The following is a 16,174-nucleotide window of genomic DNA, read 5'->3' as shown; positions in this document are numbered from 1 at the left end:
TCCACGGGCGTGGTCACCGAACCGGCCGGCCGCCGGTTCCACCGGGTGCCGCGACCCAAAGGTATGCAGTGGTATTTGAGTGGTCAATAGTGGTCTGCTCCCTTTCTCGAAAGGTGACCAAAGGCCCGGAGCTCGGCGCCGGTGGAGTGGGCCGGATCCAGTGGTATGCGGTGGTATGCTCCGGGGATCCCGCTGGAGGTTCCGATGAGCGCCGACGCCACCCCTGACCGCCCCGTCCGCTTCCCCGAGCGAGGCAGCGGGCCGTCCCCGCTGTGGGCCCAGACCGCCGAACTCATCCAGGACGAGATCCAGCGCCGCGGGCTGACCGCCGGCGCCCGGCTGCCCCCCGAGCGCGAACTCGGCGAGCGGCTCGACATCTCCCGGGTCACCCTGCGCAAGGCCCTCGCCCATCTCGTCGACCAGGGTCTGGTGACCGCCTCGCACGGCCGGGGCTGGTTCGTGGCGGCCCCCGTGGCGCCGCGCGAGTGGCCCAACGACCTGGAGTCGTTCACGGCGACCGCCCGCCGCAAGCACATGACGCCGAGCTCCCTCGTGCTGCACCAGGATCTGCGCCCCGCGACCCTGGACGACGCCGACCGACTGGACGTGCCGGCCGGCGCCCCCCTGCTGCGCCTGGAGCGCGTCCGACTCCTCGACGACGTACGTATCGCCGTCGACCGCACCCTGCTGGTGGCCACGCTCGCGCCCGGCCTCGACGCGGTGGACTTCGCGAAAGCCTCGCTCTTCGAGGAACTGCACGCGCGGGGCGTCGAGTTGGACCGCTCCGAGACCACCATCGAGGCGCGCGGCGCAGACCGTACGCTGGCGGACCACCTCGCGATCGAGCCCGGCTCGCCCGTGCTCGCCCTGGACCAGACGATCTACGCGCGCGACCAGCGTCCGGTGCTCCTGTCGACTGTCGAGTACAGCGGGGACCGCTACCGGCTGCGCACCACACTCCAACCACGCTGACAGGCGCACGCGGCCCGGGAGCCCGCCGTTGGGCGCGATGCGGGGGGGCCGATGGTCCCGAAAGGACGCGCCGGGCGAGGTCTCGTCCGCGTACGACCGCGCGGACCCGAGGTCCCGGACGTCCTGCCCGCCCCCCGGGGCCCCGCGTGCCGGGCCCCCGGGCGGCCGCGCCCCGCTCCGTCCCGAATTGTCAGTGCCTGCTGCACGACTCAAGATGGCAGGAGAACGGGACTCCCAAGGAGCTCACATGCTCACCACCCAGTACGTCACGGGCTCGCCCAGCTGGTTCGACCTCGCCACCCCGGATCTTGACGCCGCGGTCGCCTTCTACACCGGTGTCTTCGGCTGGACCTACACCCCGGGCGGTCCCGAGGTCGGCGGATACGGCACGTTCCAGTCCGCTGGCAGGACCGTCGCCGGCGCGATGACCGTCCCGGCCGAGCAGGGCGCCCCCGGGTGGAACGTGTACTTCCAGACGACGGACGTCGAGGCCACGGCCCGGGCCGTCGAGCAGGACGGCGGCAGCGTCACCCTCCAGCCCGTGGACGTCATGGAGCTCGGCCGCAGCGCCTGCTTCAAGGACCCGGCGGGCGTCGGCTTCTCGGCCTGGCAGCCGAAGGCGATGAGCGGGATGGAGGCGGCCGGCGAGCCCGGCACGCTCGCCTGGGTCGAGCTGAGCACGCCCGACGTCGCGGCGGCCCTCGGCTTCTACCACGCGGTCTTCGGCTGGGAGACCACCGAGGTGAGCTTCCCGGGCGGCACCTATACGACCGTCAACCCCGCGGCCGCGGGGCCCGACGCGATGTTCGGCGGCGTCGTTCCGCTCGACAGCGACCCGCTGGAGGCCGAGGCGGGCGCCTACTGGATGCCGTACATCGAAGTGGCCGACGCCGATACGAGCGCCGCCAAGGCGCGAGAGCTGGGCGGCACCGTCAGGATGGCTCCGATGGACGTCGAGGGCGTGGGCCGGCTCGGCAAGATCGCCGACCCGTTCGGCGGCCGCATCGCCCTCATCACGAGCGCCTCCGGGGCGTCCTAGCGGGCCACTGGAAGCGTCGGAGGCGGCCGGTGAGCAGGGGGTCGACGGGCGCGTTCACCATTCGTTGACCGGACGTTGATCAGCGCCCGGCAGCGTGTGCCGCATGCTGAACGACACCATGACCGCCGGCCAGGAACTCGCTTGGCAGGAGACCGCGTTGTGCCGCCAGGCGGGCCCCGAGTTCTTCTTCCCCGCCCCGGGCAGCTCGACGCGTGAGGCCAAGCAGCTCTGCGGAGCCTGCGAACAACGCACGGCATGTCTTGAGTACGCGCTGGCCCACGACGAGCGATTCGGCGTGTGGGGCGGCCTCTCCGAGAAGGAACGGTTCGCGCTGCAACGCACGCGCCAGGGCTGAAGAACGGCGCCCCGCCCGAGCCGGGCGGGGCACGGGGCCCGAGCCGGGCGGGGCGCGGGGCCCGAGCCGGGCCGGGCGCCGGGCACCCCGGATCGTCCGGCGTGCCCGGACGCGCCGCCGACGCCGGAGCGTCAGCGGCGAGCGGCCATCCGGGCCTTGCGCGCGGCGAGCTTCTCGTCGAACTTGGACGCCTCGGCGTCGAGCCCGCCCATGTACAGGCCGAGCTCCTCCTGGGCCTTGAGACCCTCGGGGCCGAGCCCGTCGATCTCCAGGACCCTGAGGTTGCGCAGCACCGGCTGGAGCACGTCGTCGTGGTGGATGCGCATGTTGTAGATCTCGCCGATCGCCATCTGCGCGGCCGCCCGCTCGAAGCCCGGCATGCCGTGACCGGGCATCCGGAAGTTCACGACGACATCGCGCACCGACTGCATCGTCAGGTCCGGGGCGAGCTCGAAGGCCGCGCCCAGGAGGTTGCGGTAGAAGACCATGTGTAGGTTCTCGTCGGTCGCGATCCGCGCCAGCATCCGGTCGCACACCGGGTCGCCCGACTGGTGGCCGGTGTTGCGGTGCGAAACCCGGGTGGCGAGCTCCTGGAAGGCCACATAGGCCACCGAGTGCAGCATCGAGTGCCGGTTGTCCGACTCGAAGCCCTCGCTCATGTGCGCCATGCGGAACTGCTCCAGCTTGTCCGGGTCCACGGCCCGCGAGGCGAGCAGATAGTCCCGCATCACGATGCCGTGGCGGCCCTCCTCGGCGGTCCAGCGGTGCACCCAGGTGCCCCAGGCGCCGTCGCGCCCGAACAGCGAGGCGATCTCGTGGTGGTAGCTCGGCAGGTTGTCCTCGGTGAGCAGATTGACCACCAGGGCGATCTTGCCGATGTCGGTCACCTTGGACTGCTGGGGCTCCCAGGCCTCGCCGTCCTCGAAGAGACCGGGGAAGTTGCGGGCGTCCGACCACGGCACGTAGTCGTGCGGCATCCAGTCCTTGGCGACCTTGAGGTGCCGGTTGAGCTCCTTTTCGACTACCTCTTCCAGCGCGAACAGCAGCCGGGCGTCGGTCCACGCGTCCGAACTGCCGAGGTGGGGAGAAGTGATCGTCACGGGTGTGCTCCAGGGGGACGGGAAAGGGGGGACGTCAAACGTACCTACGCATACGTAGGTTACGAGACCGTAGGTTAAGGCGGCCGTAAGCCCCAGGCCAAGCCCTCCTTCCCCTTCGTCCGGTTACGTTCTGCTATATGTGCAGGTCGTTGCGGTCGAAGGAGAGGCAAGTCACCTCCCGAACCGGGCCGAGCAAGCGGGCGGGGCCGGCCGAATCCGACCGGCCCCGCCCCCTGTGCAGCGCTCTCAGCGGGCCCCGAGCCCGCCGGTGACCTCCTCGGCCGTGGTGTCGGCGAGTGCGCCGTCGAGCAGCAGCCAGCGGGTGACGCCGATCGACTCCAGGAACGGCACGTCATGGCTCGCCACGATCAGCGCGCCCTCATAGGCGTCGAGCGCGGCTTGCAGAGCGCGCACGCTGGCCATGTCCAGATTGTTGGTGGGCTCGTCCAGCATCAGCAGTTGGGGCGCGGGCTCCGCGAGCAGCAGCGCGGCGAGCGCGGCACGAAAACGCTCCCCGCCCGAGAGGGTCCCGGCCGGCTGGGCGGCCCTGGCCCCCTTGAACAGGAAGCGCGCAAGCCGCGCCCTGATCGCGTTGTCCGTCGCCCCCGGTGCGTAGCGGGCCACGTTCTCCACCACGCTCAGCGTGTCGTCGAGCACGTCGAGGCGCTGGGGCAGAAACCGCAGCGGCACATGGGTCACCGCCTCGCCCGCCACCGGTTGCAACTGCCCCGCGAGCGTGCGCAGCAGCGTCGTCTTGCCCGAGCCGTTGCGGCCCACCAGGGCGATCCGCTCCGGTCCGCGCACCTCGAGTTCCCCCTCCATCCGCGCGCCGTAAGGGAGTTGGAGCTCGCGCAGGGTCAGGACGGAGCGGCCGGGGTGCACCTTGGTGGAGGGGAGTTCGATGCGGATCTCCTCGTCGTCGCGCACCGCCTCCACGGCCTGGTCGAGCCGCTCGCGCGCCTGGCCGAGGCGCTCGGTCTGGAGGATGCGGTGCTTGCCCGCCGACACCTGCGCCTCGCGACGCCGGTTGTTGGCGACGATCCTCGGCACCACCTTGTTGTCGTAACTCTTCTGCCCATAACGCCGTCGCCGGGCCAACTTGACCTGGGCGTCGGACAGTTCACGCTTCTGGCGCTGCACATCGGCCTCGGCGACCCGCACCATCCGCTCGGCCGCCTCCTGCTCGGCCCGCAGGGCTTCCTCGTACGACGTGAAGTTCCCGCCGTACCACGTGAGTTGGCCCTCGCGGAGGTCGGCGATCCGGTCCACCCGGTCCAGCAGCTCCCGGTCGTGGCTGACCACCACGAGCACTCCGCTCCAGGCGTCGACCGCGTCGTACAGCCGCCGTCGGGCCGGCAGGTCCAGGTTGTTGGTGGGCTCGTCCAGCAGCAGCACGTCCGGGCGGCGCAGGAGCAGCGCGGCCAGCCGCAGCAGCACCGACTCGCCGCCTGAGACCTCGCCGATCGTGCGGTCGAGACCGATGGACCCGAGGCCGAGCTGGTCGAGGGTGGCGCGGGCCCGCTCCTCGACGTCCCAGTCGTCGCCCACCGTCTCGAAGTGGCGCTCGTCGGCGTCGCCGTCCTCAATGGCGTGCAGGGCGGCGCGGACCGCGTCGATGCCGAGCGCCTGGTCCACCCGCAAAGCGGTGTCGAGGACCAGGTTCTGCGGCAGATGACCGACCTCGCCCGCGATGGTGACGCTGCCGTCGGTCGGCGTGAGGACACCGGCGATCAGCTTCAACAGGGTTGATTTGCCGGACCCGTTGAGGCCGACGAGCCCGGTGCGGCCGGGGCCGACGGAGAGCTGGAAGTCCTCGAAGACGGGGGTGCCGTCCGGCCACGCGAAGGACAGCGCGGCGGAGCTGATCTGAGGAGGGAAAGATGACATACGGGTCTCCCGGTTGCGGGGAAGGAAGGGGGCAACGGGGGTTCTGAGACACCGCTCAGGGCAGGAAAAAGGCCCTGGTCGTGGTGGGGGACATGGCTCGGAGGCAGCAGTCACACCGGCGCGCGCGACACGGAAGGGAGTGCGCGAAACGGTGTCTCAGGGGCCTCAGACGAGCAACGTCCTACTCCATTCGACGACAACAGGGCCAGACACGAACCTACGCCGACGCCCCGCGTCCCGCAAACCATTTAAAAGCGGGGCCCGCACGCCCGGTGATCAGGCGCGGGTCGGGGGCAAGAGGGCGAGGGGCACAGGCGTCGGGCACCGCCGCGACCGGGCAGGAGCGGAGGCGGTGCGGCAGGTGTGCGTTCTGCGGGGGTGTATCAGCAGGCGTCGCGCAGCAGCGCGGTGAGGTCGCCGTCCAGGTCGAGGTGCTGGTACTCCCGGCCGGGCGGCACCACGAGCCGGGTGCGTTCGAGGAAGCGACGCACTTCGGAGGTGCGGATGTGGACCATGGCGACGCCTTCACGGGCGTGGAATTCGAGCACCGTGCGGTCGTAGCCGTACGGCCGCACCCGGACGTCGCCCACTCCGGCCGGCTCCTCGATGCCCGCTTCGAGCAGCTCGCGGGCGAACTCCCAGGAGACCTCGGCGCCTTCGAGGGTGGCCGGGGCGGGGAAGGCCATGTGGACGGCGAAGGGGTCATCGGGGTCGTAGCGCAGCGTCGCGGGCACGGTTTCCATACGGGGCGCGGACGCGATCAGGCGCACCTGGACGGGCTGCTCGATGACGGTGGACAAAGCCCTGCTCCCTCAACCTCGGGGTTCTCTCCTGCCGCCCGGAAAGACGTCGAAATTCGGCGTTCCGTGCACCGGGGGTTCACGTGACCTGCGTCACGGCGAACGCCGGGACGTGGCGCACGGGTCCGGATTGCTCGTATCAGGGCGGCTTCCCCCTCCCGCGCGGACCACACCACATCACCCCCGTAACTTCGCGCTCACTTCTTTCCGCCTCTTCGACAACGTCGCCTCCTCTTCAAGAGGGTCGCCAGGCGCAGCGGAGTGCTCGGACGCACGGTGCGTACGTCCAACGGCTCGCCGTCCCGGGGCCGGTGGCGTACGCACCCTGGACGGGTGGGGTGGGCTGGGCTAGCTTCCGACGCCATGAGGTCCATGGGGAAGACGAGACGCATGCTGTCGGTGGGGCTGGGCGGGATGGCCTTGGTGACCGCGCTCGCCGTGCCGGCCCAGGCACACGAGTACGGGCACGAGTACGGGCACGGGGGCGGGAGCGTGGCGTGGGAGGTGAAGGGCACCGGGACCGACGCCCGCTTCCGGGGGCTGGCGGCGGTCAGCCGGTCGACCGCGTGGGTGGCGGGCACCAAGGGAACGGTCCTGCGGACCTCCGACGGCGGCCGCACCTGGCGGAACGTGTCGCCGCCCGGCGCGGGCGCCCTGGAGTTCCGGGACGTCGAGGCCTTCGACGGGCGGCGCGCGGTGGTGCTCGCGATCGGCGAGGGCGAGGCGTCCCGGGTCTATCGCACCGAGGACGGCGGAGCGAGCTGGAGCGAGTCGTTCCGCAACACCGATCCGAAGGCGTTCTACGACTGCCTGACCTTCTTCGACCCGCGCCACGGCCTGGCGATGAGCGACCCCGTGGACGGCAAGTACCGCATCCTGTCCACCGCGGACGGCGGCCGCTCCTGGCGGGTCCTGCCGAGCGAAGGGATGCCGGCCGCCCAGACCGGTGAGGCGGGCTTCGCCGCGAGCGGCCAGTGCCTGGTCAGCTCCGGGCCCCGGGACGTCTGGCTCGCCACCGGCGGCGGCGCCACCGGCCGCGTTTTGCACTCGTCGGACCGGGGGCTGACCTGGACGGCCGCCGAGTCGACGATCCCCGCCGGCGATCCGGCCCGCGGGGTGTTCGGCCTCGCCTTCCGCGACCGGACGCACGGCATCGCGGTCGGCGGCGACTACCGCGCGGACCAGCCCTCTCCCCGGGCCGCGGCCGTCACCGGCGACGGTGGCCGCACCTGGCGCCCCTCGGCGACACCGGTGGCCGCCTATCGCTCGGGTGTCGCCTGGCTGCCGCACGCGCGCTCGGCCGCACTCGCGGTCGGGCCGACCGGCACGGACCTCACCCGCGACGGCGGCCGCACCTGGCGCACCGTGGACACGGGCTCCTACGACACCGTCGACTGCACGGCGGACGGCGGCTGTTGGGCCGCGGGGGAGCGGGGGCGGGTGGCCCGGCTCGCCCGCTGAGGCCGCGATCGTCCGAGCGCGTGCAGGTCCGAGCGCGCGTCAGCCCGAGCGCGTGCAGGTCCGAGCGCGCGTCGGTCCGAGTGGCTAGTTCGGCAACTGCTGCTGATACGGCAGGAGTTGAGGGGCGACCTTGGTCGCCAGGAACTCGGTGACCCGGTACGTGGCGCATCCGCCGAGGGCGAAGGGGTCGGTCGCGACGAGCTCTTCCATGGCCGCGCGATCGTCCCCGACGGCCAGAATGACACCGCCGTCGCGCGGCTCCTTGCGCCCGGAGGCGATGAAGACGCCGGCCGCGTAATGGGTGTCGAGCCAGGCGACGTGCTCGCCGAGCAGCGCGTCGACGCGGTCGAGGGGGGCGACGTAGGTCAGCTCGAGTATGAACATGATCGTCAGGCTACTCGGGTCGCTCAAGAACGCCTCGGGGGGCCGCACGGAACGTCGCGGCCATGCCCGTCGCGGCCATGCCCGTCGGGGCCGGGCCGGGCACGGCGTGAGCCACTCACGGCACGGCCTACGCTGGGCGCCATGGAGATCATCACGGGGATTCCGGACGGCTGGCCCGCGGACGACGCGGCCGCGCTCGCCGTCCAGGACGAGTTGCGGGACCGGGTCGTCCTCGACGAGCCCGGTCCGCCGCCCGGCGGCGGGCTCGTCACGGGCGTGGACGTCGCCTACGACGACGAGCGGGACCTGGTCGTCGCGGCTGCCGTCGTGCTCGACGCGGCCACCCTGGAGGTGGTCGAGGAGGCCACCGCCGTGGGGCGGGTGGCCTTCCCCTACGTTCCCGGGCTGCTCGCGTTCCGCGAGATCCCCACCGTGCTCGCCGCCCTGGAGCGGCTGGACTCCGGTCCCGGGATGGTCATTTGCGACGGGTACGGCCTCGCGCACCCGCGACGCTTCGGTCTGGCGAGCCACCTCGGCGTGCTCACCGGGCTCCCCGTCATGGGCGTCGCCAAGAACCCGTTCACCTTCACCTACGAGCAGCCCGGACCCCGGCGCGGCGACAGCTCCGCGCTGCTCGCCGACGACGGCACCGAGGTCGGCCGCGCCCTGCGCACCCAGGACGCGACCAAACCCGTCTTCGTCTCGGTCGGCCACCGGGTGGGCCTCGAAGGTGCCTGCGCCCACACGCTCGCCCTCGCCCGGCGCTACCGGCTCCCCGAGTCCACCCGGCACGCCGACGCGCTGTGCCGGCGAGCGCTCAAGGAGGTCCAACAGGCCGCCGTACAGCCTTAGTTGGAGCGAGCGATGGGGACGATCAGCGGGTGTCGACCACCCGGAAGCGCATCCCGGCGCCCCGCAGCCGCTCGGTGAGGGCCGGCCCCATCGCGGTCGCTGGGGTCAACTGGCCCGAGAGCTTGGGGAGTTCGTCGAAGGCGAGGCTGAGGGCGCCCTCGGCGAGGATCTTCGCCGTCTCCTCGTAGCCCGGGTCGCCGCCCGACACCTCGGTGAAGACCCGGCGCCCCCCGCCCTCGCCGACGAAGCGGACGGTGAACCAACTGCGCCGGCGCCGCGCCTCGTCCGGGCCCTGGCCCGCTTCGTAACGGCCCATCAACCAGTCGCGTGCGGGCGGGAGTTGGGTGACGGCGGCGACCGTGCCCAGGGCCGCGACCGAGCCGATCGCCACCGGAAGGTGCTTGACCGAGGCGAAGTGCCGGTAGCGGAAGTCCGGCCCGTAGCGTTCGTCGGCCGCCGCCGAGCGGGCGATGACCTGGGGGTCGATGGTGGGCATCGGCAGCGCCCAGGTGCCGGTCTCCTTGCTGAAGTGCGGGGCGCCGAGCGGCGCGCGGGCCCGTCGGCCCACCAGGCGCGGCTCGTGCAGCCGGCGCTCGCGGGCGGCCCGCGCGGTCTGCGCGCCCCGGCCCAGCGCGGTCAGCGCCGAGGCCAGCGTGCCGCCGGAGAACATCGCGTTCGTCCGCACGAACCCGTCGACGCGCAGCGGCACTCCCGCCGGGAGGTGGCCCACGGTGAACTGGACGCCGAGGTCGTGCGGCACCGAGTCGAAGCCGCAGGCGTGCACCAGCCGGGCCCCGCGCTCACGGGCCCGCGCGTCATGGCGTACGTACATGGTGTCGACGAACTCCGGCTCCCCGGTCAGATCGAGGTAGTCGGTGCCCGCCTCGGCGCACGCCGCCACCAGGCCCTCGCCGTACCAGACATAGGGGCCGACGGTGGTGGCCACCACGCGCGCCGACTCGGCGAGCGAGCGCAGCGACGCGGGGTCCGTGGAGTCGGCGGTCAGCAGCGGGATCGTGGCGCAGGCCGGGTTGAGTTCGGTGAGCCGCTCGCGCAGTCGCTCCAGTTTGGTCCGGTTGCGGCCCGCGATCGCCCACCGGCAGTCGGCGGGTGCGCGGGTGGCGAGATATTGGGCGGTCAGCGCCCCGACGAAGCCCGTCGCGCCGAACAGCACGATGTCGTAGTCGCGCTTCGAGGGTTCCACCGTGTGCCTCCGTGTGTCCGCTGCCTGGTGACGCCGTCGGCCGAAGCCGGGTTGTGAGGCTAGCGTGCGGGCCCGGTTCCGGGCACCCGGGGCCAGGGGTGAGGTGATCTGGCGGCGGGGTGACGGCGGGCAAGCCCGACGTATCGGGGCAACCGGCGCCACGGTGACCGCCCGACATGCTGAGCGGTTGCTCATGGGGGCTTGTGCACAGTGGAACGTGTTCTTAGCATCATTGATGTTACATCAGTTGTGTCACAGTGCTGGGGGCTTGATGGCAGCGACAGGAACCGGCCCGCTCGCCGGGGTGCGCGTGGTCGAGCTGGCGGGCATCGGGCCCGGCCCGTTCGCCGCCATGCTCCTCGCCGACCTCGGCGCCGACGTGGTGCGCGTGGACCGCCCGGGCGGCGCCGGCCTCGCCGTCGACCCGGAGTACGACCTGACCAACCGCAACAAACGCTCCGTGATCGTCGACCTCAAGGCGGCCGAAGGACCCGGCCTCGTCCTCGATCTCGTCGAACGCGCCGACATCCTGATCGAGGGCTATCGACCCGGCGTCGCCGAGCGCCTGGGGGTCGGCCCCGAGGAGTGCCTCGGCCGCAACCCCCGGCTCGTCTACGGCCGGATGACCGGCTGGGGCCAGGACGGCCCGCTCGCCCAGCGGGCCGGACACGACATCGCCTACATCGCCGTCACCGGCACCCTCGGCATGATCGGCGGCGCCGACGGGGGGCCGGTCGTCCCGGCCAACCTCGTCGGTGACTACGCCGGCGGCTCGCTCTATCTCGTCATCGGTGTCCTCGCCGCCCTCCAGCACGCACGGGGCGGGGGAGCGGGCCAGGTCGTGGACGCGGCGATCGTCGACGGCGCCGCCCACCTCGCCACGATGATCCACGGCATGATGGCGGCCGGCGGCTGGCAGGACCGGCGTGCGGCCAACCTCCTCGACGGCGGCTGCCCCTTCTACGGGACGTACGAGACCTCCGACGGCCAGTACATGGCGGTCGGCTCCCTCGAGCAGCGGTTCTACGACGAATTCGTCCGCCTCCTCGGCATCGAGGACGAGGCCCCCGCCCGCAAGGACCTGGCCCGCTGGCCCGCGCTGCGCACCACCATCGCCGACCGGTTCCGCACCCGGACCCGCGAGGAGTGGACGGCCGTCTTCGAGGGCTCGGACGCCTGTGTGGCCCCCGTCCTCTCCTTGAAGGAGGCGCCGCACCACCCCCATCTCGCGGCGCGCGCCACCTTCACCGGGCACGGCGGGATCACCCAGCCCGCGCCCGCGCCCCGCTTCTCCGCCACCCCCGGATCCATCCGGCGGCCCCCCGCCCTGCCGGGCGCCGACACGGCGGACGTGGCCCGCGACTGGGACCTGCCGGCGCTCCGCCCGGGCCCGGAGTCAACTCCCGTACAGGAGGCTTGAGTTGAAACGGCAGATTTTCCACGCCGAGCACGAGGCGTTCCGCGACACCGTCCGCACCTTCCTCGCCAAGGAAGTTCTGCCGCACTACGAGCAGTGGGAGCAGGACGGCATCGTCTCGCGGCAGGCGTGGCTCGCCGCCGGGAAGCAGGGGCTCCTCGGCCTCGCCGTGCCCGAGGAGTACGGGGGCGGCGGCCAGAGCGACTTCCGCTACAGCGCCGTCCTCGCCGAGGAGTTCACCCGCGCCGGCGCCGCCGGGCTCGCGCTCGGCCTGCACAACGACATCATCGGGCCGTATCTGACCGGGCTCGCCACCGAGGAGCAGAAGCGGCGCTGGCTGCCGGGATTCTGCGACGGCTCGCTGATCACCGCCATCGCGATGACGGAACCCGGCGCCGGATCCGACCTCCAGGGCATCCGCACCACCGCCGAGGACCGGGGCGAGTACTGGCTGCTCAACGGCTCCAAGACCTTCATCTCCAACGGGATCCTCGCCGACCTGGTCGTCGTCGTCGCCAAGACCACCCCCGAGGGCGGCGCCAAGGGACTGTCCCTGCTCGTCGTCGAGCGCGGCGCCGAGGGCTTCGAACGCGGCCGCAACCTCGACAAGATCGGCCAGAAGTCGCAGGACACCGCCGAGCTGTTCTTCCACGACGTACGCGTCCCCAAGGACAATCTGCTCGGCGAGCTCAACGGTGCCTTCGTTCATTTGATGACCAACCTGGCCCAGGAGCGGATGGGCATCGCGGTCGCCGGGATCGCCGCCGCCGAACACCTCCTGGAGATCACCACGAGCTATGTCAAGGAGCGCGAGGCGTTCGGCCGACCGCTCTCCAAGCTCCAGCACATCCGGTTCGAGATCGCCGAGATGGCCACCGAGTGCGCCGTCACCCGCACCTTCCTCGACCGCTGCATCGTCGACCACGCGAACGGAGAACTGGACGCCGTGCACGCCTCCATGGCCAAGTGGTGGGCGACCGAACTGCAAAAACGCGTCGCCGACCGCTGCCTCCAACTGCACGGCGGATACGGCTACATGACCGAGTACCGGGTTGCCAAGGCCTTCACGGACGGCCGAATCCAGACGATCTACGGCGGCACGACCGAGATCATGAAGGAAATCATCGGCCGTTCCCTGCTCGGCTGACCACGCTCACCCCCCACCTCATCCGAAAGGCCCGACGTTGAGCACCGAAGCGTATGTGTACGACGCGATCCGCACCCCGCGCGGACGCGGCAAGGCCAATGGCGCCCTGCACGGCACCAAGCCGATCGACCTGGTCGTCGGGTTGATCCACGAGATCCAGGCGCGTTTCCCGGGCCTGGACCCGGCCGCCATCGACGACATCGTGCTCGGCGTCGTCGGCCCGGTCGGCGACCAGGGCTCCGACATCGCCCGCATCGCGGCGATCGCCGCCGGGCTGCCCGACACCGTCGCCGGCGTCCAGGAGAACCGCTTCTGTGCCTCCGGGCTCGAAGCGGTCAACCTGGCCGCGATGAAGGTCCGTTCGGGCTGGGAGGAGCTGGTGCTCGCGGGCGGCGTCGAGTCCATGTCGCGCGTCCCCATGGCGTCCGACGGCGGCGCCTGGTTCGCCGACCCGATGACCAACTTCGACACCAACTTCGTGCCGCAGGGCATCGGCGCCGACCTCATCGCCACCCTCGGCGGCTACTCGCGCCGCGCCGTCGACGAGTACGCGGCGCTGTCCCAGGAGCGGGCCGCCGAGGCGTGGAAGGACGGCCGGTTCGGGCGTTCCGTCGTGCCCGTCAAGGACCGCAACGGCCTGGTCGTCCTCGACCACGACGAGCACATGCGCCCCGGCACCACGGCCGATTCGCTGGCCGGCCTCAAGCCCTCGTTCGCCGGCATCGGCGACATGGGCGGCTTCGACGCCGTCGCGCTCCAGAAGTACCACTGGGTCGAGGAGATCGACCACGTCCACCACGCGGGCAACTCCTCCGGCATCGTGGACGGTTCGGCCCTCGTCGCCGTCGGCTCCCGTGCCGCCGGAGAGCGCTTCAACATGACCCCGCGGGCACGCATCGTCTCCGCGGCCGTCTCCGGATCCGAGCCCACCATCATGCTCACCGGGCCCGCGCCCGCCACCCGCAAGGCGCTCGCCAAGGCCGGCCTGACCATCGACGACATCGACCTCGTCGAGATCAACGAGGCCTTCGCCGCGGTCGTGCTCCGCTTCGTCGACGACATGGGCCTCAGCCTCGACAAGGTCAACGTCAACGGCGGCGCCATCGCCATGGGCCACCCGCTCGGCGCGACCGGCGCGATGATCCTGGGCACCCTCGTCGACGAGCTGGAGCGCCGCGACCTGCGGTACGGGCTCGCCACCCTCTGCGTCGGCGGCGGCATGGGCGTCGCCACCGTCGTCGAGCGTCTCTGACCGTCCTGCCCCGCGCCCCCTCATACGGAGATTTCAGCAATGACCACGAGCACCACCATCCGCTGGGAACAGGACGAGACCGGCGTCGTCACCCTCGTACTCGACGACCCCAACCAGTCCGCCAACACGATGAACCAGGCCTTCAAGGAATCCATCGCCGCCGTCGCCGAACGCGCCGAGGCCGAGAAGGACTCCATCCGGGGCATCATCTACACCTCCGCCAAGAAGACGTTCTTCGCGGGCGGCGACCTCAAGGACATGATCAAGGTCGGCCCCGAACTCGCCCAGCAGGCCTTCGACACCGGCACCGCCATCAAGAGCTCGCTGCGCCGCATCGAGACGCTCGGCAAGCCGGTCGTCGCCGCCATCAACGGCGCGGCCCTGGGCGGCGGTTACGAGATCGCTCTCGCCTCCCACCACCGTGTCGCCCTCGACGCGCCCGGCTCCAAGATCGGCCTGCCCGAGGTCACCCTCGGCCTGCTTCCCGCAGGCGGCGGCGTGACCCGCACCGTACGCCTCATGGGCATCGCCGACGCCCTGCTCAAGGTGCTGCTCCAGGGCACCCAGTACTCCCCGCAGCGTGCCCTCGAAAACGGCCTCGTCCACGAAGTGGCGGCCACGCCCGAGGAGATGCTCGCCAAGGCGCGTGCCTTCATCGACGCCCACCCCGAGTCCCAGCAGCCCTGGGACGTCAAGGGCTACAAGATCCCCGGCGGTACGCCGTCCAACCCGCGCTTCGCCGCCAATCTGCCGGCCTTCCCCGCCAACCTGAAGAAGCAGCTCCAGGGCGCCCCCTACCCGGCCCCGCGCAACATCCTTGCGGCGGCCGTCGAGGGCTCCCAGGTCGACTTCGAGAGCGCTCTCACCATCGAGGCCCGGTACTTCACCGAGCTGGTGACGGGGCAGACCTCGAAGAACATGATCCAGGCGTTCTTCTTCGACCTCCAGGCCGTCAACTCCGGTGTCAGCCGCCCCCAGGGGATCGAGCCGCGCCCCGTCCGCAAGGTCGCGGTCCTCGGCGCCGGGATGATGGGCGCGGGCATCGCGTACTCCTGCGCCCGGGCCGGCATCGAGGTCGTCCTCAAGGACGTGTCGCCCGAAGCCGCCCGGAAGGGCAAGGCGTACTCGGAGAAGCTCCTCGCGAAAGCGCTCTCACGGGGGCGTACGACCGAGGCGAAGCGGGACGCGCTGCTCGCGCTGATCACGCCGACCGCCGACCCGCAGGACCTCGCGGGCTGTGACGCCGTCATCGAGGCGGTCTTCGAGGACACCGCTCTCAAGCACAAGGTGTTCCAGGAGATCCAGGACATCGTCGCGCCGGACGCACTGCTCTGCTCCAACACCTCGACGCTGCCCATCACCGGGCTCGCCGAGGGCGTTGCGCGGCAGGCCGACTTCATCGGGCTGCACTTCTTCTCGCCGGTCGACAAGATGCCGCTCGTGGAGATCATCAAGGGCGAGCGCACGGGCGCGGAGGCCTTGGCGCGCGCCTTCGACCTGGTGCGCCAGATCAAGAAGACGCCGATCGTGGTGAACGACTCGCGGGGCTTCTTCACCTCGCGCGTGATCGGCCAGTTCATCAACGAGGGCGTCGCGATGGTCGGCGAGGGCATCGAGCCCGCCTCCATCGAGCAGGCGGCGGGCCAGGCCGGCTACCCGGCCAAGGTGCTCTCCCTGATGGACGAGCTGACGCTGACCCTGCCCCGCAAGATCCGCGACGAGTCGAAGCGGGCGGTCGAGGAGGCGGGCGGCGTCTGGCCCGGTCACCCCTCGGACGCGGTGATCGACCGCATGGTCGACGAGTTCGGCCGCACCGGACGCAGCGGCGGCGCCGGGTTCTACGAGTACGGCGAGGACGGCAAGCGCGGCAGGCTCTGGCCCGGACTGCGCGAGCACTTCACGCGGCAGGGTGCGGAGATCCCGTTCGAGGACATGAAGGAGCGGATGCTCTTCTCGGAGTCCCTGGACACCGTCCGCCTCTTCGAGGAGGGCGTCCTGACCTCGGTCGCCGACGCCAACATCGGCTCGATCATGGGCATCGGGTTTCCCGCCTGGACGGGCGGCGTCATCCAGTACATCAACGGGTACGAGGGCGGGCTGCCCGGCTTCGTGGCCCGTGCGCGGGAGCTGGCCGAGCGGTACGGAGAGCGCTTCCAGCCGCCGGGGTTGCTGGTGGAGAAGGCGGAGAAGGGGGAGGTGTTCGGGGACGCGTGAGCCCTCCGGGGGGTGGGGGGGTCCGTGGGCGCGGGGCTGGTTTGCGCAGTTCCCCGCGCCCCTGGGGGTCTCTGGTTGTGTGCGGACCGG

The 16,174-nt window shown here is 71.5% G+C and carries 14 protein-coding genes; 9 read left to right on the top strand and 5 right to left on the bottom strand.

Annotation, left to right across the window (positions count from 1 at the left end):
• Window positions 1-204: 204 nt before the first annotated feature.
• The 3 genes from DWB77_RS07210 (at window position 205) to DWB77_RS07200 (ending at window position 2,366) form a co-directional block, all read left to right on the top strand.
• On the top strand, window positions 205-972 hold the full coding sequence (locus DWB77_RS07210; RefSeq protein WP_120720455.1) for a GntR family transcriptional regulator: 768 nt from the start codon (window positions 205-207) through the stop codon (window positions 970-972).
• A gap of 247 nt (window positions 973-1,219) precedes the next feature.
• A complete protein-coding gene (locus DWB77_RS07205) occupies window positions 1,220-2,011 on the top strand; it encodes a VOC family protein (RefSeq protein WP_120720454.1) in 792 nt (263 codons plus the stop codon).
• Between the two features lie 103 nt (window positions 2,012-2,114).
• A complete protein-coding gene (locus tag DWB77_RS07200) occupies window positions 2,115-2,366 on the top strand; it encodes a WhiB family transcriptional regulator (protein WP_120720453.1) in 252 nt (83 codons plus the stop codon).
• A gap of 131 nt (window positions 2,367-2,497) precedes the next feature.
• Here the strand turns inward: DWB77_RS07200 and DWB77_RS07195 are convergent, their stop codons facing one another.
• The 3 genes from DWB77_RS07195 to DWB77_RS07185 all read right to left on the bottom strand — a co-directional run bounded on the left by DWB77_RS07195 (window position 2,498) and on the right by DWB77_RS07185 (window position 6,153).
• Window positions 2,498-3,466 carry an acyl-ACP desaturase gene (locus DWB77_RS07195; protein WP_120720452.1) on the bottom strand — a complete coding sequence of 323 codons (969 nt, stop codon included), beginning with the start codon at window positions 3,464-3,466 and terminating at the stop codon, window positions 2,498-2,500.
• A 246-nt stretch (window positions 3,467-3,712) separates the two neighbouring features.
• Window positions 3,713-5,353, bottom strand: a complete 1,641-nt coding sequence (locus DWB77_RS07190) for an ABC-F family ATP-binding cassette domain-containing protein (RefSeq protein ID WP_120720451.1) — start codon at window positions 5,351-5,353, stop codon at window positions 3,713-3,715.
• 383 nt (window positions 5,354-5,736) lie between these two features.
• Entirely contained in the window at window positions 5,737-6,153 is a 417-nt protein-coding gene (locus tag DWB77_RS07185; RefSeq protein WP_120720450.1) for an SsgA family sporulation/cell division regulator, read from the bottom strand.
• Window positions 6,154-6,516: 363 nt separating this feature from the next.
• Between DWB77_RS07185 and DWB77_RS07180 the strand changes: the two genes are divergently transcribed.
• Window positions 6,517-7,614: a WD40/YVTN/BNR-like repeat-containing protein gene (locus DWB77_RS07180; RefSeq protein WP_174248515.1), complete on the top strand. Its 1,098-nt coding sequence runs from the start codon at window positions 6,517-6,519 to the stop codon at window positions 7,612-7,614.
• An 84-nt stretch (window positions 7,615-7,698) separates the two neighbouring features.
• Here the strand turns inward: DWB77_RS07180 and DWB77_RS07175 are convergent, their stop codons facing one another.
• Complete coding sequence (locus tag DWB77_RS07175) at window positions 7,699-7,998, bottom strand: YciI family protein (RefSeq protein ID WP_120720449.1); 300 nt, start codon at window positions 7,996-7,998, stop codon at window positions 7,699-7,701.
• Window positions 7,999-8,139: 141 nt separating this feature from the next.
• On the opposite strand from DWB77_RS07175, the gene DWB77_RS07170 reads away from it, so the two are divergent.
• Window positions 8,140-8,850: an endonuclease V gene (locus DWB77_RS07170; protein ID WP_120720448.1), complete on the top strand. Its 711-nt coding sequence runs from the start codon at window positions 8,140-8,142 to the stop codon at window positions 8,848-8,850.
• A 22-nt stretch (window positions 8,851-8,872) separates the two neighbouring features.
• Here the strand turns inward: DWB77_RS07170 and DWB77_RS07165 are convergent, their stop codons facing one another.
• The gene (locus tag DWB77_RS07165; RefSeq protein WP_246033443.1) at window positions 8,873-10,054 is read right to left on the bottom strand and encodes a saccharopine dehydrogenase family protein; all 1,182 of its coding nucleotides are present in this window, start codon (window positions 10,052-10,054) and stop codon (window positions 8,873-8,875) included.
• Between the two features lie 235 nt (window positions 10,055-10,289).
• Between DWB77_RS07165 and DWB77_RS07160 the strand changes: the two genes are divergently transcribed.
• From DWB77_RS07160 to DWB77_RS07145, 4 genes are read left to right on the top strand one after another with little or no spacing between them, the layout of a single operon-like run.
• The gene (locus tag DWB77_RS07160; protein WP_174248514.1) at window positions 10,290-11,474 is read left to right on the top strand and encodes a CaiB/BaiF CoA transferase family protein; all 1,185 of its coding nucleotides are present in this window, start codon (window positions 10,290-10,292) and stop codon (window positions 11,472-11,474) included.
• 1 nt (window position 11,475) lies between these two features.
• Window positions 11,476-12,618, top strand: a complete 1,143-nt coding sequence (locus tag DWB77_RS07155) for an acyl-CoA dehydrogenase family protein (protein WP_120720445.1) — start codon at window positions 11,476-11,478, stop codon at window positions 12,616-12,618.
• 37 nt (window positions 12,619-12,655) lie between these two features.
• Window positions 12,656-13,870 carry an acetyl-CoA C-acetyltransferase gene (locus DWB77_RS07150; protein WP_120720444.1) on the top strand — a complete coding sequence of 405 codons (1,215 nt, stop codon included), beginning with the start codon at window positions 12,656-12,658 and terminating at the stop codon, window positions 13,868-13,870.
• 39 nt (window positions 13,871-13,909) lie between these two features.
• Window positions 13,910-16,084, top strand: coding sequence for a 3-hydroxyacyl-CoA dehydrogenase NAD-binding domain-containing protein (locus DWB77_RS07145; protein ID WP_120720443.1), 2,175 nt, complete (start codon window positions 13,910-13,912; stop codon window positions 16,082-16,084).
• Window positions 16,085-16,174 lie beyond the last annotated feature (90 nt).

It is taken from the genome of Streptomyces hundungensis, assembly GCF_003627815.1.
Lineage (GTDB): Bacteria > Actinomycetota > Actinomycetes > Streptomycetales > Streptomycetaceae > Streptomyces > Streptomyces hundungensis_A.
The sequence above is the reverse complement of the archived record's forward strand: the minus strand, read 5'-3'. Positions and strand labels throughout refer to the sequence as shown.

What these genes read in the sequence shown, in the direction of transcription:
- DWB77_RS07175 (WP_120720449.1), bottom strand. Translation starts at nt 7,998, where the DNA reads ATGTTCATACTCGAGCTGACCTACGTCGCCCCCCTCGACCGCGTCGAC.
- DWB77_RS07145 (WP_120720443.1), top strand. Translation starts at nt 13,910, where the DNA reads ATGACCACGAGCACCACCATCCGCTGGGAACAGGACGAGACCGGCGTC.
- DWB77_RS07200 (WP_120720453.1), top strand. Translation starts at nt 2,115, where the DNA reads ATGCTGAACGACACCATGACCGCCGGCCAGGAACTCGCTTGGCAGGAG.
- DWB77_RS07180 (WP_174248515.1), top strand. Translation starts at nt 6,517, where the DNA reads ATGAGGTCCATGGGGAAGACGAGACGCATGCTGTCGGTGGGGCTGGGC.
- DWB77_RS07160 (WP_174248514.1), top strand. Translation starts at nt 10,290, where the DNA reads ATGTTACATCAGTTGTGTCACAGTGCTGGGGGCTTGATGGCAGCGACA.
- DWB77_RS07190 (WP_120720451.1), bottom strand. Translation starts at nt 5,353, where the DNA reads ATGTCATCTTTCCCTCCTCAGATCAGCTCCGCCGCGCTGTCCTTCGCG.
- DWB77_RS07210 (WP_120720455.1), top strand. Translation starts at nt 205, where the DNA reads ATGAGCGCCGACGCCACCCCTGACCGCCCCGTCCGCTTCCCCGAGCGA.
- DWB77_RS07205 (WP_120720454.1), top strand. Translation starts at nt 1,220, where the DNA reads ATGCTCACCACCCAGTACGTCACGGGCTCGCCCAGCTGGTTCGACCTC.
- DWB77_RS07170 (WP_120720448.1), top strand. Translation starts at nt 8,140, where the DNA reads ATGGAGATCATCACGGGGATTCCGGACGGCTGGCCCGCGGACGACGCG.